At 64.3% G+C, this 20,508-nt stretch carries 17 protein-coding genes and 1 pseudogene; 10 read left to right on the forward strand and 8 right to left on the reverse strand.

What is annotated here, in order from left to right:
- Positions 1–12 precede the first annotated feature (12 nt).
- Genes NKJ75_RS24090 through NKJ75_RS24105 form a run of 4 tightly spaced genes read left to right on the forward strand, consistent with a single transcriptional unit; the run spans position 13 to position 3,618 of the window.
- On the forward strand, positions 13–1,092 hold the full coding sequence (locus NKJ75_RS24090; RefSeq protein ID WP_023668836.1) for a Gfo/Idh/MocA family protein: 1,080 nt from the start codon (positions 13–15) through the stop codon (positions 1,090–1,092).
- Positions 1,092–1,928, forward strand: a complete 837-nt coding sequence (locus NKJ75_RS24095) for a sugar phosphate isomerase/epimerase family protein (protein WP_352500283.1) — start codon at positions 1,092–1,094, stop codon at positions 1,926–1,928. The genes NKJ75_RS24090 and NKJ75_RS24095 overlap by 1 nt, the downstream gene beginning before the upstream one ends.
- Positions 1,925–2,728 (forward strand): alpha/beta fold hydrolase, encoded by an 804-nt coding sequence (locus tag NKJ75_RS24100; protein WP_352500284.1) that lies wholly within the window; start codon positions 1,925–1,927, stop codon positions 2,726–2,728. Before NKJ75_RS24095 ends, NKJ75_RS24100 begins: the two co-directional genes overlap by 4 nt.
- A complete protein-coding gene (locus NKJ75_RS24105; RefSeq protein ID WP_352500285.1) occupies positions 2,725–3,618 on the forward strand; it encodes an ROK family protein in 894 nt (297 codons plus the stop codon). The genes NKJ75_RS24100 and NKJ75_RS24105 overlap by 4 nt, the downstream gene beginning before the upstream one ends.
- Positions 3,619–3,644: 26 nt before the next feature.
- On the opposite strand, the gene NKJ75_RS24110 is transcribed toward NKJ75_RS24105, so the two are convergent.
- The 6 genes from NKJ75_RS24110 to NKJ75_RS24135 all read right to left on the reverse strand — a co-directional run bounded on the left by NKJ75_RS24110 (position 3,645) and on the right by NKJ75_RS24135 (position 10,438).
- Positions 3,645–4,643, reverse strand: coding sequence for an ABC transporter ATP-binding protein (locus tag NKJ75_RS24110; protein WP_023668840.1), 999 nt, complete (start codon positions 4,641–4,643; stop codon positions 3,645–3,647).
- A 30-nt stretch (positions 4,644–4,673) separates the two neighbouring features.
- The gene (locus tag NKJ75_RS24115; protein ID WP_352500286.1) at positions 4,674–5,735 is read right to left on the reverse strand and encodes a Gfo/Idh/MocA family protein; all 1,062 of its coding nucleotides are present in this window, start codon (positions 5,733–5,735) and stop codon (positions 4,674–4,676) included.
- Positions 5,736–5,984: 249 nt separating this feature from the next.
- The gene (locus tag NKJ75_RS24120) at positions 5,985–6,824 is read right to left on the reverse strand and encodes a carbohydrate ABC transporter permease (protein ID WP_023668842.1); all 840 of its coding nucleotides are present in this window, start codon (positions 6,822–6,824) and stop codon (positions 5,985–5,987) included.
- A 226-nt stretch (positions 6,825–7,050) separates the two neighbouring features.
- Positions 7,051–7,980: a carbohydrate ABC transporter permease gene (locus tag NKJ75_RS24125; RefSeq protein WP_023707791.1), complete on the reverse strand. Its 930-nt coding sequence runs from the start codon at positions 7,978–7,980 to the stop codon at positions 7,051–7,053.
- Between the two features lie 240 nt (positions 7,981–8,220).
- Positions 8,221–9,480 carry an ABC transporter substrate-binding protein gene (locus NKJ75_RS24130; RefSeq protein WP_023668844.1) on the reverse strand — a complete coding sequence of 420 codons (1,260 nt, stop codon included), beginning with the start codon at positions 9,478–9,480 and terminating at the stop codon, positions 8,221–8,223.
- Between the two features lies 1 nt (position 9,481).
- The gene (locus tag NKJ75_RS24135; RefSeq protein ID WP_352500287.1) at positions 9,482–10,438 is read right to left on the reverse strand and encodes an N-acetylmuramic acid 6-phosphate etherase; all 957 of its coding nucleotides are present in this window, start codon (positions 10,436–10,438) and stop codon (positions 9,482–9,484) included.
- A 199-nt stretch (positions 10,439–10,637) separates the two neighbouring features.
- On the opposite strand from NKJ75_RS24135, the gene NKJ75_RS24140 reads away from it, so the two are divergent.
- The 6 genes and pseudogenes from NKJ75_RS24140 (at position 10,638) to NKJ75_RS24165 (ending at position 17,742) form a co-directional block, all read left to right on the forward strand.
- On the forward strand, positions 10,638–11,516 hold the full coding sequence (locus NKJ75_RS24140) for a glucosamine kinase nucleotide-binding domain-containing protein (protein ID WP_023703600.1): 879 nt from the start codon (positions 10,638–10,640) through the stop codon (positions 11,514–11,516).
- On the forward strand, positions 11,513–12,295 hold the full coding sequence (locus tag NKJ75_RS24145) for a GntR family transcriptional regulator (protein WP_023668847.1): 783 nt from the start codon (positions 11,513–11,515) through the stop codon (positions 12,293–12,295). The genes NKJ75_RS24140 and NKJ75_RS24145 overlap by 4 nt, the downstream gene beginning before the upstream one ends.
- Positions 12,292–13,323, forward strand: a complete 1,032-nt coding sequence (locus tag NKJ75_RS24150; protein WP_023684262.1) for an SIS domain-containing protein — start codon at positions 12,292–12,294, stop codon at positions 13,321–13,323. Before NKJ75_RS24145 ends, NKJ75_RS24150 begins: the two co-directional genes overlap by 4 nt.
- Complete coding sequence (gene nagA, locus NKJ75_RS24155; protein WP_352500288.1) at positions 13,320–14,495, forward strand: N-acetylglucosamine-6-phosphate deacetylase; 1,176 nt, start codon at positions 13,320–13,322, stop codon at positions 14,493–14,495. The genes NKJ75_RS24150 and nagA overlap by 4 nt, the downstream gene beginning before the upstream one ends.
- Positions 14,496–14,504: 9 nt before the next feature.
- Positions 14,505–15,615: pseudogene (locus NKJ75_RS24160) on the forward strand (NAD(P)/FAD-dependent oxidoreductase).
- Positions 15,616–15,687: 72 nt separating this feature from the next.
- A complete protein-coding gene (locus tag NKJ75_RS24165; protein ID WP_027049251.1) occupies positions 15,688–17,742 on the forward strand; it encodes an ABC transporter ATP-binding protein/permease in 2,055 nt (684 codons plus the stop codon).
- 74 nt (positions 17,743–17,816) lie between these two features.
- Here NKJ75_RS24165 and NKJ75_RS24170 read toward each other — a convergent pair whose 3' ends face one another.
- Together NKJ75_RS24170 and NKJ75_RS24175 are read right to left on the reverse strand one after the other, a co-directional pair.
- Entirely contained in the window at positions 17,817–19,328 is a 1,512-nt protein-coding gene (locus NKJ75_RS24170; RefSeq protein WP_031204152.1) for a malonate--CoA ligase, read from the reverse strand.
- Between the two features lie 230 nt (positions 19,329–19,558).
- Positions 19,559–20,296, reverse strand: a complete 738-nt coding sequence (locus tag NKJ75_RS24175; protein WP_352500303.1) for a GntR family transcriptional regulator — start codon at positions 20,294–20,296, stop codon at positions 19,559–19,561.
- Positions 20,297–20,508: the final 212 nt, after the last annotated feature.

Genomic DNA, 20,508 nt, shown 5'->3' on the forward strand with positions numbered 1-20,508 from the left:
AGGAGAGATTCCATGCCTCGCAAAGACGAAAAGCGGCTGCGTGTCGGCGTGCTCGGCTGCGGTCCGATTGCCCAGGCGGCGCATTTCGAATCCTGCACCAAGGCACGCAATACCGATCTCTATGCCATCTGCGATGTCGCCGACGATCTGCGCGACAGGATGGCGGCGACCTACGCGCCTGAAAAATCCTATGCCGACTACGGCCTGATGCTGGCCGATCCCGATCTCGATGCCGTCATCATCGCGACATCGGACATTTTTCACGTCAAGGCCGCGGAACTGGCGCTCGATGCCGGCAAGCATGTGCTTTGCGAAAAGCCGCTGGGCGTTTCGGTCGAGGAGGTCGAAGGCTTGCGGGCCACGCTCGACAAGAGCGGCAAGGTGCTCCAGGTCGGCCATATGAAGCGCTTCGATCCCGGCATCCAGGCGGCAAAGGCTTTCGTCGACGACGAAATGGGCGAGCGGCTGGCGTTCAAAGGCTGGTACTGCGACAGCACCCACCGCTACCCGATGACCGATGCGGTGCAACCGCTGATCATCACCAGCGCCAAGGCGCGCAAGCCTGCCGTCAATCCCAAGGCGGATCTGCGCCAATACTACATGCTGGCGCATGGCAGCCATCTCCTCGATACGGCGCGCCATCTGCACAGGCCGATCGAGGCGGTCGAGGCCCGGCTCACCGAGCGCTATGGCGCCTATTGCTGGTTCATCACCACCATCTTCGCCGACGGCACGATCGGCCATCTCGACCTGACGGTCGCCGTGCGCATGGACTGGCACGAAGGGTTCCAGATCTATGGCCAGAACGGCAGCGTTCTCGCGAAGACGTATAACCCCTGGTACTACAAGAGCAGCGAGGTCGACATTTTCCGCGAGGCCGATGGCAGTTGGCATCGCACGCTTGGCGCGGATGGCCACTTCTATCGCCGGCAGCTCGAAGGCTTTGCCGATGTCGTGCTGAATGGCGCGCCCATGATCGGCGCCAGCATCGAGGACGGCATCGCCTCGGTCAGGGGCATGGCGGCCATCGCCCGCTCGGCCGCTGCCGGCGGCCGCGCCGTCCGTCTGGCCGATGTCGACGGGGTCGTGTGATGCAGCTTGGGATTTTCGCCAAGACCTTCGCCACCACCGGCGCCTTGCCGGTGCTGCGCGCGGTCGCGGACGGCGGCTACACGGCGGCGCAGTTCAACATGGCGTGCCTTGGACTGCCGTCGATGCCGGACAGCATTGAGCTCGGCGCGGCCCGGTCCGTCGCTAAGGCGAGCGGCGAGGCCGGCGTTTCGATCGCGGCCGTGTCTGGAACCTACAATATGATCCACCCGGATCGCTCGGTTCGTGTGTCAGGTCTTGCTCGGCTGGAGGTGCTGGCTGCGTCATGCGCTGACATGGGCACGCGCCTGATCACGCTGTGCACCGGCACAAGGGATGCACAGGATCCGTGGCGCTGGCATCCCGACAATGCAAGCGAGGCGGCATGGAGCGATCTGCGGACGGAGATGGAAGCGGCGATCGCGATTGCCGAGCGCTTCGACATCGAGCTTGGCATCGAACCGGAACTGGCCAATGTCCTCTCCAGCGCCTGGGCCGCACGCCGCCTGCTGGACGAAATGAACAGCACGCGGCTGCGCATCGTGCTCGACCCGGCCAATCTGTTCGAAGTGGCCGACAGCGCGGAGCGTCATCGCCTCATCGACGAAGCCATCGATCTGCTGGCCGCCGAGATCGGCATGGCCCATGCCAAGGACCGCCATGCCGATGGCAGCTTTGCCGCGGCCGGACAGGGCGTTGTCGATTTCCCGCATTTCATCGGCCGCCTGAAGGCTGCCGGGTTCGACGGCCCCTTGATCACACATGGCCTGACAGAGGCCGAGGCGCCAGGTGTCGGCGCCTTTCTGCGCACCGTACTTGAAGAGAGCGAGCGCGCGTGAAAAAGACCTTCAGCCGCGATGGCGTCGACCTTGCCTACCGGGACGTCGGCGCCGGCCTTCCCGTCATCTTCCAGCATGGGCTGGGCGGCGATGAGGCGCAGGTCGCCGACGTGTTTCCCGATCTGCCGGTGACCCGGCGCGTGACGCTCGAATGCCGTGGCCAGGGTGGATCCGGCTACGGGCCGGTCGAGCGGCTTTCGATCGCGACGTTTGCCGAGGACGTCGATGCACTGGCCGACGATCTCGGCCTAGGCCCGGCCGTCGTCGGCGGCATCTCGATGGGCGCGGCGCTGGCGCTTCGCCTGGCGGTGCACAGGCCGGCGCGGGTGCGGGCGCTGGTGCTCGCCCGGCCTGCGTGGGTATCCCAGGCTGCACCGGCCAATATGAGGCCCTATGCCGTGGTCGGCGATCTCTTGATGCGGCATTCGCCCCAAGACGCAAGGCGTCTGTTCGATGACAGCGCTGTTGCCGGCGAACTGGCCAGATTGGCGCCGGACAATCTCGGCAGCCTGCAAGGCTTCTTCACTCGCCCGGACCCGGTTCTGTTCGGCAGGCTGCTTTCGGCGATCGCCGGCGATGGTCCCGGCGTGAGCGAGGCGGACATCCGCGCTATCGCGGTGCCGACTCTTGTCATCGGCCATGACCATGACCTCGTCCATCGACTGGACGACGCACAGACGCTGGCCGGACTCATTCCGTCGGCCCGGCTTTGCACCATCACAGCCAAATCGCAGGATCGCGCCGCCTACCGGCTGGAATTCCGCGCCTGTCTTTCGGAATTCCTGGAACCGCTCGCATGACCGACAAAACGACGGATGAGACCATCGCCGTGGTCGAGATCGGCGGCACGTCGGTCAAGGTTGGCTTTGCCGATCGCGGCCACCCGGTGGATTTCGCCCGCACCTACCCGACCGCGCAACTGCGCAAGGGCGCGCCTGTGGCGGGGTTGGCCGATGCGGTCACCGCAGCCTGCCGCGATGCCGGGCTCAAACCTGCACGGGTCGTTGCGACGGTGCCTGGGTTCATCGACCGCGACTTCGACACGGTGCTGCACACGGCCAACATTCCCGAACTGAACGGTATCCGGCTGGGTACGGAACTGGCATCGCGGCTCCGCGTTCCCGTGCGGCTCGAACGCGACGTCGTGCTGCAATTGCTGGGCGAAAGCGTTGCCGGCGCGGTGAAGCGGCAAAAGGAGGTGCTGGCGGTCTATCTCGGCACCGGCATCGGTGCGGCCTATCTCGGCAAGGACGGCATTTTCAGGGGCGGCGGCTGGGCGCTGGAAATCGGCCATATGCCGATCTACCGGCCTGACGAAAGCGGACCGCCAAACCGGGTCGAGACCTACGCCTCAGGGGCAACGCTTGTCGATCTCGCGACAGACTACGATATCCCGGTGGCCGATCTGTTTTCGGCGGCCGGGCAGCCGCCATCGCTGCGCGAATGGCTCGATGAGATCGTCTGGCAGCAGGCGGTGACCGTCGCAACGGCAGCAGCCCTGTTTTCCCCGCAGACGATCCTGATCGGCGGCGGTATCGTCGACATGAAGTCCTATCCCCGCAAGGCGCTCAAGCAGCGCATCGCGGAGAGCCTGCCGCATTCGCTTGTTGTAGAGCCTCTGGACATACGCTGGGCGGCCCTGGGCTGGCAGGCGGCGATCCACGGCGCGGTGCTGCTCGGTACGGTATGATCGCCGTGGTTGCTGTCGGCGAAGGATTACTTGATCGTCTTCCCGTCCGCCCCAAACCGGTATGTCTTACCCGGCTCCGGCGTTGCATACAGCGTCGCACCTGGCTCGGCGTCGTAGACACCGAAAATGCGGACCGTGATCAGCCCGGCCTTTTCGCAGTCGAGATAGAGGTTGGTGTCGGCGCCGAGATGTTCGGCATGCACCACCGTTCCCTTCCACGCGCCGGACCTTGGATCCACGGTCAGATGCTCCGGCCGCACGCCGATCGTCTTGGCCGTCTCGCCCAATCTGGCGCCGTCGATGAAATTCATCTTCGGCGAGCCGATGAAGCCGGCGACGAACTCGTTTGCCGGCGAATTGTAAAGCTCCATCGGGCCGCCGATCTGCTCGATCTGGCCGGCGTTGAGCACGACGATCTTGTCGGCCAGCGTCATCGCCTCGACCTGGTCGTGGGTGACGTAGATCATCGTCGCCTTCAGCCGCCGGTGCAGCTGCGCGATCTCGAGCCGCGTGTTGACGCGCAGCGCTGCATCGAGGTTCGACAAGGGCTCGTCGAAGAGAAACAGTTTTGGCTCACGCACCACGGCGCGGCCGATGGCGACGCGCTGGCGCTGGCCGCCCGACAGTTCCGCCGGCCGCCGCTCGAGATACGGTTCCAGCGACAGCATCGACGAGGCGACGCCGATGCGGCGTTCGATCTCCGGGGCGGGCGTGCCGGCCTGCTTGAGGCCGAGGCCCATATTGTTCTTCACCGTCAGATGCGGGTAGAGCGCGTACGTCTGGAACACCATGGCGATGCCGCGTTTTGCCGGGGGCGTGGCCGAGACATCGGCGCCGTCGATCACCACCCTGCCGGAGGTCGAATCCTCCAGCCCGGCGATGACCCTGAGCAAGGTTGACTTGCCGCAGCCAGATGGGCCGACGAAGACGACGAATTCGCCGTCGGTCACTTCGAGGTTGATGCCTTTCAGCACCTCGACCGGCCCGAAGGCCTTCTTCACATTCTCGATTACCAGCGAGCCCACGGCTTCGTCCTTGTTCTAGAGTTTGCCCTACTAGAGCTTAACTGGGGCGCCGCTGCGCACGCTCTCATCGGCGGCAAGGCAGACGGCGAGCGATTTCACCGCGTCGTCCATGTGGCGGGTCAGGTCGATGTCTTCCCGGATCGCCTTCAGCACGAAGGCCTGTTCGAGGTCGCAGAGATCCTGGTGGCCGGGTTCGCCGTCCATCGACAGCATCTCGTCCGGCCTGGCGAACTTGCCGTCCGCGCCGGTCGCCGCACTGTGCAGGCGGATGGTCGAGGTCTTGGTGTGGGTGTCGATGTCGTCCGACTTCACACCTTCCTTCATGACGATCAACACGCAGCCATTGGGCGACATCACGTCCTTCACGAAGAACGCCGTTTCCGAAATCATCGGTCCCCAGGCAGCTTCGTACCAGCCGACCGAACCGTCATCGAACAGCACCTGCAGATGGCCGTAATTGTACATGGTCGGCGCGATTTCCTCGGTCAGCCGCAGCCCCATGCCGCGCACCTCGACCGGCTTGGCGTCGGTGATCTGCAGTATGACGTCGAGATAGTGCACGCCGCAATCGACGATTGGCGAGGTCGTCTGCATCAACTGCTTATGCGTCTGCCAGGTCGGGCCTGACGATTGCTGGTTGAGGTTCATGCGAAACACGTAAGGGCCGCCGAGCTTGCGCGCCTCGGCGATCAGCCTGACCCAGGACGGGTGGTGGCGCAGGATGTAGCCGATCACCAATTTTCGGCCGTTGGCCTTGGCCGCGGCGACGACGCGCTTGGCGTCCGCCACCGTCGTTGCGAGCGGCTTCTCGACGAAGACGTGGCAGCCGGCCTCGAATGCCTTCACCGCATAGTCGGCATGGCTGTCGGAATAGGTGGCGATGCAGGCGACGTCGGGCTTTTCATCGCGCAATGCATCGTCGAAGGAACGACAGATGTCATAGCCCGACAGCCCGCCCGGTAACAGCACGTCGGAGCGGTTGATCAGGGCCGCGATCTCGAAGCCCGGATTAGTGTGGTAGGCCAGCGCATGGCTACGCCCCATATTACCGAGGCCTGCTACGACGACGCGAAGGGGCGATTTAGAGGTCACCTAACTACTCCAGACGTTCCAGTTGTTCCTTCTGAGAGGGTGTCACCCCACCCGGCGCTTCGCGCCGACCTCCCCATCGAGGGGAGGTAGGACGTTGGCGCGAACACCCTCACTGCCAAAGAAGCTTCTCCGAAAGTCGCCTTTGGCGGTCGTGAATGAAGCCACGACCTTTTACCTCCCCTTGATGGGGAGGTCGGCGCGCAGCACCGGGTGGGGTGAAGGCTCCAGCAGAGATTTGTAAGGCTCCGCTCACTTGACGGCTCCGGATGTGATGCCGCGGATCAGCTGCCGCGAGAAGATGACGTAGAGGGTCAGCACCGGCATGATCGCCAGCGAGAGTGCGGCCAGGATGGCGTTCCAGTTGGTGACGAACTGGCCGAGGAACAACTGCGCGCCGAGCGTCACCGTCTTGGTCTCTTCCGACGGCGCCAGGATCAGCGGGAACCACAGATCGTTCCAGATCGGGATCATGGTGAAGACGGCGACCGTCGCCATCGACGGCCGCACCAGCGGCAGCACCAGCCGAAAGAAGATCGTGTATTCCGACAGCCCGTCGATACGGCCGGCATTCTTCAGATCGTCCGACACCTGCTTCATGAATTCTGACAGGATGAAGACGGCGAGCGGCAGGCCTTGCGCGGTGTAGACAAGGATCAGCGCCGTCAGCGTGTTGACCAGCCCGCTCGCCACCATCAATTGCAGGATGGCGACGGTGCCGAGCCGGATCGGGATCATGATGCCGAGCGCGAGGTAAAGCCCCATCAGCGTGTTGCCGCGGAAGCGGTATTCCGAGAGCGCGAACGCCGCCATCGCGCCGAACAGAAGCACGAAGAACAGCGAGGCGACGGTGACGACGAGGCTGTTCTGAAAATAGTGGATGAAGTCGCCCTGCCCGATCACGGTGGTATAGCCGATCAGGTCGAAGGTCTTTGGCGTCGGCGGCGTCAGCGGTTCGCTGAAGATGCCGGCGCGGGACTTGAACGAATTCATGATGACCAGGATCACCGGAAACAGCGCGATCGCCGTGTAGGTCAGCAGGATCGCGTGGGCGCCGATGGTGCGGGGCAGCGAACGAGTGGCGGTGCTCATTGGAAGGTCTCCTGACGAGCCAAGGCAGGCGAGGTTGGCGCCAAGGCACCCCCCTCTGTCCTGCCGGACATCTCCCCAGCAAGGGGGGAGATCAGATGCCGCGACTGCTTTCGCCAATCGCCAACGTTGCAAGCCGAGCGGCAAGGCCAGAGCTGCCAATCTCCCCCCTTGCGGGGGAGATGGCCGGCAGGCCAGAGGGGGGTGTTCAAGCTCGACATCTCGCCCCTCAGAACTGGTAGCGACGCAGGCGCGTCTGGACGAGGAACAGGTAGACGCAGACGCCGCCGAGGATGATCAGGAACATCATCGTGGCGATCGCCGCGCCCATATTGGGATCGCCGGTCTGCAGCTGAAAGCCGAAGAAGGCGCGGTAGAGGAAAGTGCCCAGAATGTCGGTCGAATAGTTCGGGCCGGCCAGCGCCCCTTGCGCGGTGTAGATCAGGTCGAAGGCGTTGAAATTGCCGACGAAGGTCAGGATCGAGATGATGCCGATCGACGGCAGGATCAGCGGCAGCTTGATCTTCCAGAACTGCGACATGCCGGTGATGCCGTCACATTCGGCCGCCTCGATCACCTCTTCGGGGATCGACAAAAGGGCTGCATAGATCAGCATCATCGGGATGCCGACGAACTGCCACACCGAGATCAGGCTGAGCGCGGTCAGCGCATATCGTTCCTTGCCCAGCCACGGCGTGAACAGGCTTTTCAAGCCGACCAGGTCCATCAGATGCGGCGCCACGCCCCATAACGGCGACAGGATCAGTTTCCAGGCGAAGCCGACGATGACGAAGGACAGGATGGTCGGCACGAAGATCGCGGTGCGGTAGAAGGCGGCGAACCTCAGCCTCGGGCTGGAAAGAAGTGCGGCCAGAAGCACGCCGATCGGGTTCTGCACCACCATGTGGATGATGAAGAACCAGGTGTTGTTCCTCAGCGCGTTCCAGAAACCCACCGACCAGTTGGGGTCGCCGAACAACGTACGGAAGTTGGTGAAGCCAACGAACACCTGATGCTGCTCGACGTTGCGGAACAGCGACAGCTGCAGCGTGCCGGCCAGCGGCAGGATCATGATCGCCGTATAGACCAGCAGCGCCGGCGCCAGGAAGACGCCGATATGCCAGCGGAACGGTCGTTTCGGTCGTGTTTGTGCGGCCATGAGTGCGGTCCCCGCCGAGGTTTAGCAATGCCTTCGACGGCAGCGCTGCCCCCTCACCCTTACCCTCTCCCCGTGAAGGACGGGGAGAGGGGGCGCCTGCGTTTCGGCTGATCCTTCTCCCCGTCACTATACGGGGAGAAGGTGCCGGCAGGCGGATGAGGGGCGGCGCCGTCGTTCGCAGTCGATGATGCTTTCGAAAAACGCAGGGCCGTCCACTTGGGGCCCTGTCTGTCTCTGAGCTTACTTGCCCGGCTTGTACCAGCTGTCGAGGCCGTCCTGCAGCTTCTTGGCGGCAGCTTCCGGCGTGTCGGTGCCGTTGATGACGTTGGCCGATTCAACCCAGGTTTCGTTCTCGAGGTTCGGCGTGCCGCGCGACAGGATCTGGTAGGTCGAGCGGATCGTCGACTTGCACTTGTCGCGCCAGGAGACGAATTCCTGCGCCAGCGGGTCTTCCATCTTCACCGGGGTGGAATTTAGGCTGAAGAAGCCCGGCAGTGCGTTGGCGTAGATGGTGGCGAAGTCCGGCGAGGCGACCCAGGACAGAAAGGTCTTGGCCGCGTCGGCATTCTTCGACGCCGCATTCAGGCCCATGCCGATATCGGTATGGTCGGAGATGTAGCAGGTGTCGCCGGCCTTCTCGACCGGCGGCGGGAAGGCGCCCATCTTGAACTGCGCCTGGGTGTTGAACAGGCCGATCTCCCACGATCCCGCCGGGTAGATGGCGGCGCGGCCAAGCGTGAACAGGTTCTGGCTGTCCGGATAGGTCTGGGCCTCGAAGCCGTCGCCGAGATAAGGCTTCCACTTGGCCAGTTCCTCATAGGGAGCAACCCAGTCCTTGTCGGTCAGCTTCTGGTCGCCCTTGATCAGCGCTGCGCGGCCCTCTTCGCCCTTCCAGTAGTTCGGACCGATGTTCTGATAGCCCATGGTCGCGGCTTCCCAGAGGTCCTTGGTGCCCATGGCCATCGGGATGTAGGTGCCGTCGGCCTTGATCTTGTCGAGCGCGGCGAAGAACTCGTCACGCGTCGTCGGCACCTTGAGGCCGAGCTTGTCGAAGGCGTCCTTGTTGTAGATGAAGCCGTGAATGACCGAGGCCATCGGCACGCAGAAGCTCGCCTTGCCGTCGTCGGTCTGCCAGGCGGCCTTGGCAACGGGCGAAAAGTTTTCCATGCCGGGCAGCGCCGACAGGTCGGCAAGGTTGCCCTTCTTGAACAGTTCGAGCGACTTGTCGAACGGGCGGCAGGTGATCAGGTCGCCAGCCGAGCCGGCGGCGAGCTTGGCGCCGAGTGCGGCGTCATACTCGGTCGGCGCCGACGGTGCGAACACCACTTTGATGCCCGGGTTCTTGGCCTCAAAGGCCGGGATCAGCTTGTCCTTCCAGATGGCAAGGTCGTCGCCGCGCCAGCTTTCGATATTGAGCGTTACGTCATCGGCGTGAGCCAACCCGGCGGTGCCGAGAATGCTGGTGCCGAGAAGCAGTGCCGTCAGTAATTTCGTTGTCATGCTAGTCTCCCTGTTGACCTTTTTCAGGTTCGGTTTTGAGAACAGGGGCCTTCGCGCCCTTGTTCCCCTCGATCACGGAAAGGGCTGGCCGCAGCTTCTGGCCGGTCCCTTCCAGTATCTTCTCGGCCGCAACGGCGTTGGCAGCGCCGGCGGCGAGCAGAATGGCTGTCTTGACGACGCCGCCGCTCGCTTCGAGCAGCCGCACGGCGTCTTGCCGGTCGCGGCCGCTGATAGCGGCGACGATGCGAGCCGCGCGGTCGCGCAGCTTGATGTTGTCGGCGGTGAGATTGACCATGTAGCCGTCATGGACATGGCCGAGATGAATGGCGGTAAGCGTCGACAGCATGTTGAGCGCGATCTTCTGGGCAGTGCCGGCGCCCATGCGCGTCGAGCCGGCAATCACCTCCGGTGGCGTCTCGAGCAGGATGGCGACGTCGGCCAGCCTGAGCAGGGGCGTGTCCTTGTTGTTGGCAATGGCGATGGTTGCCGCGCCCCGGCTGCGCGCATCCTTCAGCGCCTGCACCGCATAGGGCGTCGAGCCGCTGGCCGAAATCGCGATCAGGCAGTCGCCCTTGCCGATGCCGGCGCCGGCAATTGCCGTCGAGGCTTCGTCGGTGTCGTCTTCCGGTCCGCCGGCCAGGGTCTTGAAAGCGTCGTCGCCACCGGCGATGAGGATGGCGATGCGTTCGCGCTTGATGCCGAAGGTGCCGGGCAACTCCAGCGCGTCGGCCAGCGCCATCAGGCCGGAGCTGCCGGCCGCAGCATAGGCGAGCTTGCCGCCGCCGTTCAGCCGCCCGGCGATGATTTCGGCTGCGGCGGCGATGGCGGGAATGGCGTCGCGCACAGCCTTGGCGGCCTCGATCTGCGCATTGACCAAAGAAGAAAGGATGGCGTCCGGGGCCTGGATGTCCAGTCCCTCGGCATTGCTGTGAAGCGCTTCGGTGCGCGGTTCGGCCATCCCTGTCCCTCCGATGGAAGAACAATACCAAAAAAATACCACTTGTCCACACGCATTAACGAAATTGCGAACTGGAAAGCGTTGAGCCGGCAAAATTCCCGGATTTTTCAACCTGATACGCCTTAATCTTTTTGAAACGGAAATTAATCCCTTGGCTATTGGTATTTTATTGGTATTATCCGCCCGGAGGAGACATCGCGTGAAATTCGTGCTCGGTATCGACGGCGGCGGCACCAGCTGCAGGGCAGCCCTTGCGACAGGCGATGGCGTTGTCGTTGGCCGTGCCAAAAGCGGCGCCGCCAACATCCGCACCGATCTCACCGGCGCTCGCACCCACATCGTCGAGGCTGCTCGTCAGGCCTTCATCGCCGCCGGGCAAGATCCGGACCTGATCCCGCAGACACCAGCCATTCTCGGCCTTGCCGGCGCCAATGTCGGCACCTACCGCCAGCAGCTTGAAGCAATCCTCCCGTTCAGCATCAGCCGCGTCGAGACGGACGCCGAGATCGCGCTCGAAGGGGCAGTCGGCTCTGGTGACGGCGCCATGGCCATCCTCGGCACCGGCACCGCCTATATGGCGCGCAAGGGCGGCACGTCGCGCGCCATCGGCGGCTGGGGCTTTCAGGTCGGTGATCAAGGCAGCGGCGCCCGGATCGGCCGCGACCTGCTGGAGCAGACGCTGCTCGCCCATGACGGCGTCCGGCCGCGCTCAGCCCTGACCGACAGCATGATGGCCATTTTCCGCAACAATCCCGAAGACGTGGTCGAGTTCACCACCAATGCCAAGCCCGGCGATTTCGGCGGCTTCGCGCCCAAGGTTTTCGAGCATGCCGAGAAGGGCGACAGCGTCGCCAACTGGATCGTGGACAAGTCGGTTGCCGATGTCGAGGCGTCGCTCCACGCGCTCGACCTCTCTGATGACGCCCCGCTCTGCCTGCTCGGCGGGCTGGCGCCGCTCTATGGGCCGCGCCTTTCTCAGCGCTACCAGGCGCTGCTGAAAGCGCCGCTCGACGATGCGCTGGGCGGCGCCGTGCAGATGGCGGCCCGCATCTTCGTCAAAGCGGAGGCGACGCGATGAGCGATGCCGCCGACCAGATCTTCGCCACGCTGAGGCAGTCGTCGCAGAGCGGCGCCCCGCTCTACCTGCAGCTCAGGAAAAGCATCGAGGACGCCGTCAATCGCGGCCTGATCGGGCCGGGCGATGCGCTGCCTTCCGAGCGCGACATCGCCACCAAGGCCGACATTTCGCGCGTCACCGTCCGCAAGGCGGTGCAGGACCTGGTCAAGGGCGGCATCCTCGTGCAGCGCCACGGCTCCGGCACCTTCGTGGCGCCGCGCATGGAGCGCGTCGAGCAGTCGCTGTCCAGGCTCACTTCATTCACCGAGGACATGGCAAGGCGCGGCATGGCGGTGCGTTCAGCCTGGCTCGACCGCGACCTCTACCCGCCCTCGCCCGACGAGATGATGGTGCTCGGCCTGTCCTCGAACGAGCTGGTGGCGCGCGTGGCGCGCCTGCGCATCGCAAACGACACGCCGCTGGCCATCGAGCGCGCCTCGTTGTCGGCCAGCGTGCTGCCGGATCCGGCCGGGATAGGCTCGTCACTCTATGCGGCGCTGCAACTGACCGGTAACCGGCCGGTGCGGGCGGTGCAGCGCATATCGGCCGCCAATCTCGGCGACGCCGATGCGCGTCTGCTCGAAGTGCCATCCGGCATTGCCGGCCTGCACATCGAACGCATTTCCTATCTCGCGAGCGGCAAGGTGATCGAGTTCACCCGCTCCATCTACCGCGGCGATGCCTATGATTTCGTCGCCGAATTGCGCCTGACAGGGCCGAGCGAAGAGGGCCGACCATGATCCCCAAGACCACCCATATGCGGCGCGAGATCGACGAAATTCCGCAAGCCGTCGCTCGCCTGCTCGATGGCTCGGCGGCGGTGCTGACCGAGGCCGGACGCGGCATTCGCGAGCGCGATCCGAGCTTCGTCGTTACCGTCGCGCGCGGTTCGTCCGACCATGCCGCCACCTTCATGAAATATGCCGTCGAACTGACCGCCGGCCTGGCCGTCGCATCGGTCGGTCCATCGGTCGCCTCGATCTACGGCGCCAAGCTCAAGCTCGCCGGTTCGGCTTGCCTCGCCATCTCGCAATCCGGCAAAAGCCCTGATATCGTCGCCATGGCCGAGACGGCACGGGCCGGCGGTGCGCTCACCGTCGCCATCACCAACACCGCCGATTCGCCGCTGGCGCGGGCTTCGGATTTTGCCATCGACATTCTGGCCGGCCCCGAGCGCAGCGTCGCGGCGACCAAGACATTCGTCAATTCGGCGGTCGCCGGCCTGGCGCTGATGGCGCATTGCACCGGCGACGACAGACTGCTGGCCGCCCTTGCCCGCCTGCCCGAGCATTTCAGCAAGGCGATCGCCTGCGACTGGATGGCGCTGGCCGGCGCATTGGAGACGCCGCAATCGCTGTTCATCCTAGGACGTGGCCCGTCGGCGGCGATGGCCAACGAGGCGGCGCTGAAATTCAAGGAGACCTGCGGCATGCATGCAGAGGCCTATAGCGCCGCCGAAGTCATGCACGGCCCGCTGGCCCTGGTCGGGCCAGGCTTCCCGGTGCTGGCGCTCGCCGCCCGCGATGCCTCCGAGCCGTCCGTGGCAGAGGCTGCCGACAACCTTGCCGGCAAGGGTGCAGCCGTTTTTGTAACCTCGGACAAAGCCAAGAGCGCGGCGCGGCTGCCGCATGTCGCCACCGGTCATCCCTTGACTGACCCGCTGACGCTGATCGTCTCCTTCTACGGCTTCGTCGAAGCCTTCGCCCGCCATCGCGGCCTCGATCCGGATGTACCGCGCAATCTGCGCAAGGTGACGGAAACCGTATGAGCGACCGTTTTGCCCTGACTGGCGCCCGAATTTTCGATGGCGACGACTGGCATGACAACGCCGCCCTTGTCGTGCACGGCGATGTGGTCGAAGGCATTCATCCCGTCGGCGCCATTCCGTCGGGCGTTGCCCGCATCGACGCCGGGGGCGGCATGCTGGTGCCGGGTTTTGTCGACCTGCAGGTCAATGGCGGCGGCGGCGTCATGCTCAACGACCATCCCGATGTCGCCTCGCTGGCAACAATCTGCCGGGCGCATGCGCCGTTCGGCACGACCGCACTGCTGCCGACGCTGATCACAGATACGCCTGACATCACCGCCGCGGCCATTGCCGCCGGCACCGGGGCGGCACGGCAAAAACTGCCGGGATTTCTCGGCCTGCATCTCGAAGGGCCGCATCTCTCCGTCGCCCGCAAGGGCGCGCATGAACCGGCGCTGATCCGGCCGATGACGGATGCGGATGAAGCGGCGCTGGTCGCGGCACGCAAAAACCTGCCGGTGCTGCTGACGACGATAGCGCCTGAATCCGTCGAGCCTGCCCGCGTTGCGGCCTTGGCCAAGGCCGGTGTGATTGTCAGCCTCGGCCATTCCGACACCGGCTACGCCACGGCCAGAGCCTTTGCCGATGCCGGCGCCAGCGTGGTCACACATCTGTTCAACGCCATGAGCCAGATCGGCAACCGTGAGCCGGGGCTGGCGGGTGCGGCCATCGACATAGGCAGTCTGTCGGCCGGGATCATCGCCGACGGCATCCATGTCGATCCCGCCACCATGGCAATCGCGCTGCGCGCCAAGCAGGGGCCGGGCAGGATCGTGCTGGTCACCGACGCCATGGCGACGATCGGCACCGACATGACATCGTTCACCCTCAACGGCCGCATCATCTATCGCAAGGATGGCAGTCTGCGGCTGGCCGACGGCACGCTGGCCGGCGCCGATCTCGATATGATCTCGGCGGTTCGCTACGTCCACCGGATCGTCGGGCTGGACCTGTCGGAAGCGTTGCGCATGGCCTCGCTCTATCCGGCGCAGGCGGTCCGCCAGGCCCACCGGATCGGCCGCTTCGCCAATGGCACGGCTGCTGATATCGTCGCTCTGTCGGACGCCCTCGACGTCACCGGTGCGTGGATTGGCGGCGACAAGGTTTTTGCAGGCGCGGGAAGTTCGCGCTAAAGTCCACTTATGCATGATGTCGACTGCGTTGTCGCTGGCGCCGGTGTTGTCGGCCTCGCCATTGCCCGCGCGCTGGCGCTGTCGGGCCGCGAGGTGCTGGTGGTCGAGAAGGCCGCAGCCATCGGCACGGGCACCAGTTCGCGCAATTCGGAAGTCATCCATGCCGGGCTTCATTATACGCCGGGCAGCCTGAAGGCCCGTCTCTGCGTCAACGGCCGCGAGCGTCTCTATGCCTATTGCCGCGAGCACGACGTCGCCCATCATCGCACCGGCAAACTGATCGTTGCCGTCGAACCCGACCAGTTGGACAAACTGCAGGCGATCCAGATCAACGCGGCGCAATGCGGAGTCGGTGACCTCAAGCTTTTGACGCGCGCAGAGGCCGAAAGCCTGGAACCGGCGCTGAGCTGCGCCGGCGCGCTGCTGTCGCCGTCAACCGGCATCGTCGACAGCCAGGCGCTGATGCTGTCATTGCGTGGAGACGCGGAAGCGGCCGGCGCATCTTTCGCCTTGCTCACCGTTGTCTCAGGCGCGAGCATCGAAGCGGACGGCATCCGGATCGACACGCGCGACGCCGATGGCGAGGGTTTCACCTTGAAGACCGGCGCCTTCATCAACGCCGCCGGCCTCGACGCGCAGGCGCTCGCCGGCCGCATCGAAGGCCTCCCGCAAGACCGTGTTCCGCCGCTGTGGCTGGCGCGCGGCAATTATTTCGCGCTTTCCGGCCGCTCGCCCTTTTCGCGGCTGATCTATCCGGTGCCGGTCCATGGCGGCCTCGGCGTGCATCTGACCCTCGACATGTCGGGGAGCGCGCGCTTTGGCCCGGATGTCGAATGGATCGATCGTCGACTATACCGTCGATCCCGCACGAGGCGCTGCCTTCTACGACGAAATCAGGCGCTACTGGTCCGGCCTGGCGGACGGCGCCCTGCAACCGGCCTATGCCGGCGTCAGGCCGAAACTGTCCGGTCCGGGCCAGCCGCCCGCCGACTTCGTCATCCAGGGACCGGCTGACCACGGGGGCGGTCAGATCGTCAATCTGTTCGGCATCGAGAGCCCTGGCCTTACCGCCAGCCTCGCCATGGCAGAGCATGTCGTTGGGCTTTTATATCCGCAATGACGGACGTTTCCTGAAACGTCGGGCAGGCGCATACCATGAAACCTTTTGATATGGAGGTCGTTGTCGGGGCATATGTCCGAGGCAAAACCCAAATCGGAACCGACCGACGGTGTCGGAGCGCGCGATGCCACGAAGTCGCGCCGGGAAAAGCCGTCACGGCAAACGCGCGGAGATGGACCGCGCGAGGACACGCCGCGCGAGAAAAAAGCATCGACAGTGGAAGCCGCCTCCGAGCCCGTTGGCGAGGCTGCGCCGCCGCCGGATGCCGTCGAACCCGATCCCAAGCTGACGCCTGAGCAGGCCGAGCAGGCGCGCAAGAAATATCTGCTGCGGCGTTTCTGGATCAGCGGGCGCGGCTATTGGGGGAGGCATGGCGACAAGCTCGCCTGGCCTTTGACGATCGGAGTGCTGCTGCTGATCTGCATCAACATCGGTTTCCAGTATGGCATCAATGTCTGGAACCGCTCGATGTTCGATGCCCTCGAGCAGCGCAACGCCCGCACGGTCTATCTCCTCAGCGCCGTATTCGTGCCGCTGGTGATCTGCAGCGGCAGCCTTGTCGTCGCGCAGGTCTACCTGCGCATGACGATCCAGCGCCGCTGGCGTTCCTGGCTGACCACCGGGGTGGTCGCGCGCTGGCTGGCAAACGGCCGCTACTACCAGCTGAACCTCGTGGGCGGCGACCACCAGAACCCCGAGGCCCGCATGACCGAGGACCTGCGCATCGCCACCGAGTCGCCGGTCGATTTCACCGCCGGCGTCCTCAACGCGTTCCTGTCGGCCTCGACCTTTATCGTCGTGCTGTGGACCATCGGCGGCGCGCTCACCCTGCCGATCGGCGGCGAGAGCATCACCATTCCCGGCTTTCTGGTCATCACCGCGATCATCTATGCCGCCATCACCTCGACCTCGATGGTGGTCATCGGCCGCGATTTCGTCCAGCTCTCCGAGCGGAAGAACCAGGCGGAGGCCGAACTGCGCTACACGCTGACGCGCGTGCGCGAAAACGGCGAGAGCATCGCCTTGCTGGGAGGCGAGGACGAGGAGCGCAGCGGCATCGACAGAAATTTCGGCCACGTGCTGAGGCAATGGGCTCTGCTGACCGGACAGCACATGCGCACGGCGGCGGTGTCGCAGGGATCGAGCCTGTTTGCGCCGGTCGTGCCGATCCTTTTGTGCGCGCCAAAATTCCTCGAAGGCTCGATGACGCTTGGCGAGGTGATGCAGGCGGCGTCTGCCTTTGGCATCGTGCAAGGCGCGTTCGGCTGGCTGGTCGACAACTATCCGCGCCTCGCCGACTGGAACGCCTCCGCGCGGCGCATTGCCTCGCTGATGATGTCGCTCGACGGGCTCGAGCGCGCCGAGCAGAGCGATGCGCTCGGACGCATCAACCGGGGCGAAGCGGAAGACGGCGCCATCCTCAGCCTCGACAATCTTTCCGTGACACTCGACGACGGCACCTCCGTGGTCAAGGAAACCGAGGTCGTGATCGAGCCGGGCGAGCGGGTGCTGGTTTCAGGCGAATCCGGTTCAGGCAAGTCGACGCTGGTGCGGGCCGTCGCGGGCCTGTGGCCATGGGGCGGCGGCAGCGTCAATTTCCACACCGACAGGCGCCTGTTCATGCTGCCGCAACGCCCCTACATCCCTTCCGGAACGCTTCGCCGCGCGGTCGCCTATCCCGCGGCGGCGGACAAGTGGACCATCAAGCAAATCAAGGCTGCCCTCGACAAGGTGGGGCTTGGCTATCTCACCGGCAGGATCAAGGAAGAGGCGCCATGGGACCAGACGCTGTCGGGCGGCGAAAAGCAACGCCTCGCCTTCGCGCGCCTGCTGCTGCATCGCCCCGATATCGTGGTGCTGGATGAAGCGACTTCGGCGCTCGACGAGAAGAGCCAGGACACGATGATGTTGACGGTGATCCGCGAACTGCCTGACGTCACCATCATCAGCGTGGCGCATCGTGCGGAGCTCGAAGCCTTCCACAGCCGCAAGATCACCCTGGAGCGGCGGGAGGGCGGCGCCAAGCTCGTCAGCGACGTCGACCTCATCCCGCGCAAGCGCAAACGCAGCCTGCTGAACCGCGCTTTGTGGGGTTCCAGCACTCGGGTGAAAAAGCCGCGCAGGTAAAAGGCGCCACTGCCGAACCGCGAACAGAGATGTCCAGGCGAAGCGCTTGGGCAAAGACATTAGCCGGCTATGGATTAGCCGTAGAGACCCTTGTAGGTCTCGCGCAGCAGGTTCTTCTGCACCTTGCCCATCGTGTTGCGCGGCAGCTCATCGACGAAGATCACCTGCTTCGGGTGCTTGTATTTGGCCAGCTGGCCGGCAATGGCGCCAACGATCTCGGCCCCGGTGATCCGCGATGCCGGCGCCCGCACCACGACAGCGGTGACGCCTTCGCCGAAATCGGGATGGGCAATTCCGATGACGGCACTTTCCAAGACGCCGGCAACGGCGTCGATCTCGCTCTCGATCTCCTTGGGATAGATGTTGTAGCCGCCGGAGATAATGAGATCCTTGCCGCGGCCGACGATGTGGACGTAGCCGTCCGCGTCGATGATGCCGAGGTCGCCGGTGATGAAGAAGCCGTCCTTGCGAAACTCCGCCTTGGTTTTTTCCGGCATGCGCCAATAGCCGGAAAAGACATTCGGACCTTTGACCTCGATCATGCCGACTTCACCCTGGCCAAGCGCATCGCCGCTGTCAGGGTCGGCGATGCGCAGCGAAACGCCGGGCAGCGGGAAGCCGACCGTGCCGGCCCGACGCTCGCCCTCATAGGGGTTCGACGTGTTCATGTTGGTCTCGGTCATGCCGTAGCGCTCGAGAATGGCGTGGCCGGTGCGCTCGCGCCAGGCCTTGTGCGTTTCGGCGAGCAGCGGCGCCGAGCCGGAAACGAACAGGCGGATGTTCTTCGCCGCCTGGGCATCCAGCCCGTCCTGCTGCAGGAGCCTGGTATAGAAGGTCGGCACCCCCATCATCACTGTCGCGCGGGGCAAGAGCGAGACGATGCGGCCGGCGTCGAATTTCCGCTCGAACAGCATCGAGGCGCCGGCCATCAGGGTGACGTTGGTGGCGACGAACAAGCCGTGCGTATGGAAGATCGGCAACGCGTGGATCAGCACGTCATCCCCGGTGAAACGCCATTGCTCGACCAGCACGCGCGCATTGGAGGCCAGGTTTTCATGGCTGAGCATGGCGCCCTTGGAGCGTCCGGTGGTGCCGGATGTGTAAAGGATTGCGGCCAGATCGTCCGGCCCGCGCGCCACGGCGTCGAAATCCGTGGGCTGTTGTGCCGCCAGTGCGGTCAGCGAGCCCTCACCATTGCTGCCAAGCGTGACGGTGGCAGCACCCGACGCCTGCGCCAACGGCGCGATAGCGCCGGCGCGGGCCGGGTCGCAGACGACCAGCCGCGGCTCGGCATCACCAAAGAAATAGCCGAGTTCGGCCAGCGTGTAGGCGGTGTTGAGCGGCAGGAAGACCGCGCCGGCGCGCAGGCAGGCGAGGTAGAGGAAAATGCATTCGGGGCTTTTTTCGACCTGCACGGCAACGCGGTCGCCCGGCTCGACGCCAAAATGCCTCAGCGCATGTGCCAGCTGTGCCGATTGCGCCAACATGTCGCCATAGGCGATCGCGCGTCCGTCATCGGTCGCCATCAGGATGCGCTCGGAGGCTGAAATCCGGCCGCGGAACGCGTCGAACAGGTGATTGGTCATGCGCATTCCCTAGAGATGATGCCGAAAAGTGTGAAGCGGTTTTCGGAGGACATCATGCTCTATCCCTTTGATTTAGAGCCGGATGGCCTTGGAACAAAGGAAACGATTTCGCCTCCGTCCGGCAAAAACGTGAAATCGGGTTTGCCGCCGATCAGATGAAGGCAAGCGGACTTGGATAACGGGCGATTTTGGATAGCGGGCGGATTTTGGATAGCGGACCGGAAGCGCTTCTATCTGCGGCTGCGCAGCGCCTTGGTGGCGCTCACGCGTGGATCGCCGCTGTCGTTGAAGCGCTCCATGCACATGGCTGCCGTCAGACGGTAGTGATTGAGGAGGGCTTCAACGGCGCCATCGGCATCGCCATCCACCGTGCGCTCCGCAATCAGCCGATGTTCACTGATTTCGTCGCGCTCGCTGCCGTCCTGGGAGATCAGCCGGTAACGGGAGGCCTGATCCGAAAGCTGGTCGCAAAAGCCGGTCAGCCAATGCGAGCGGCAGCCTGCGATCAGTGCCCGATGGAAGGCGCGGTGCAGCTTTTCCCATTCCGGATTGTTCGAGGACGGGTCCTCCGGCAAGCGGCGCGGGGCACGCGCCAGGCGATGCAAGGCCAGCACGAGCTGCTCTTCCCATTCGCCGGTGCGGTTGGTAATGGATTCACGCAGGGCCCGCTCTTCCAGCCAGCAGCGGGTGCGCGTCAATTCCTCGAGTTCCGGGGCACTGACCGGCATGATGAAGAAACCGCGCTGGTCGTGGCGGCCGAGCAGGCCTTCCGAAGCAAGTCGGTTGAGGGCCTCGCGAACCGGTGAGGCGCCGGCGCCGTAACGGGAAACCACCCATTCGACACGAAGCTTGCTTTCACTTTCAAACACGCCGCGCAGGAGATCGTCGCGAAGCTGTTGATAGACCGTACTAGCGAGTGTGCTCTTGGGTCCCGCGCCTTCGCTCACATCGGCAGATCCGTAGGTCAATATGACTCCTGTAGCTCTCCCATGCTCCGCTAGCCCGTTCGCGAAGCAAACGATTTCCCCTGTAAATTTACTGTAACTCCTAAGGCATCCGCCCCTCAAGCGAAAGATCACGATATTCGACTTAAAGAGGAAGGTTGACCGCATCTTATCCGCCGGAAGTAACTAAAATCGTGAAAAACTTGTTCTTCTGAAGAAAGTTTGTCTGCCAGCAT

It is taken from the genome of Mesorhizobium sp. M0058 (assembly GCF_040323095.1).
In the GTDB taxonomy this organism is placed as follows: domain Bacteria; phylum Pseudomonadota; class Alphaproteobacteria; order Rhizobiales; family Rhizobiaceae; genus Mesorhizobium.

Excerpts from the sequence above, each read along its gene's own strand:
- NKJ75_RS24125 (WP_023707791.1), bottom strand. The coding sequence starts at position 7,980 with ATGGCCGCACAAACACGACCGAAACGACCGTTCCGCTGGCATATCGGC.
- NKJ75_RS24105 (WP_352500285.1), top strand. The coding sequence starts at position 2,725 with ATGACCGACAAAACGACGGATGAGACCATCGCCGTGGTCGAGATCGGC.
- nagA (WP_352500288.1), top strand. The coding sequence starts at position 13,320 with ATGAGCGACCGTTTTGCCCTGACTGGCGCCCGAATTTTCGATGGCGAC.
- NKJ75_RS24120 (WP_023668842.1), bottom strand. The coding sequence starts at position 6,824 with ATGAGCACCGCCACTCGTTCGCTGCCCCGCACCATCGGCGCCCACGCG.
- NKJ75_RS24090 (WP_023668836.1), top strand. The coding sequence starts at position 13 with ATGCCTCGCAAAGACGAAAAGCGGCTGCGTGTCGGCGTGCTCGGCTGC.
- NKJ75_RS24145 (WP_023668847.1), top strand. The coding sequence starts at position 11,513 with ATGAGCGATGCCGCCGACCAGATCTTCGCCACGCTGAGGCAGTCGTCG.
- NKJ75_RS24135 (WP_352500287.1), bottom strand. The coding sequence starts at position 10,438 with ATGGCCGAACCGCGCACCGAAGCGCTTCACAGCAATGCCGAGGGACTG.
- NKJ75_RS24095 (WP_352500283.1), top strand. The coding sequence starts at position 1,092 with ATGCAGCTTGGGATTTTCGCCAAGACCTTCGCCACCACCGGCGCCTTG.
- NKJ75_RS24150 (WP_023684262.1), top strand. The coding sequence starts at position 12,292 with ATGATCCCCAAGACCACCCATATGCGGCGCGAGATCGACGAAATTCCG.
- NKJ75_RS24130 (WP_023668844.1), bottom strand. The coding sequence starts at position 9,480 with ATGACAACGAAATTACTGACGGCACTGCTTCTCGGCACCAGCATTCTC.
- NKJ75_RS24165 (WP_027049251.1), top strand. The coding sequence starts at position 15,688 with ATGTCCGAGGCAAAACCCAAATCGGAACCGACCGACGGTGTCGGAGCG.
- NKJ75_RS24170 (WP_031204152.1), bottom strand. The coding sequence starts at position 19,328 with ATGACCAATCACCTGTTCGACGCGTTCCGCGGCCGGATTTCAGCCTCC.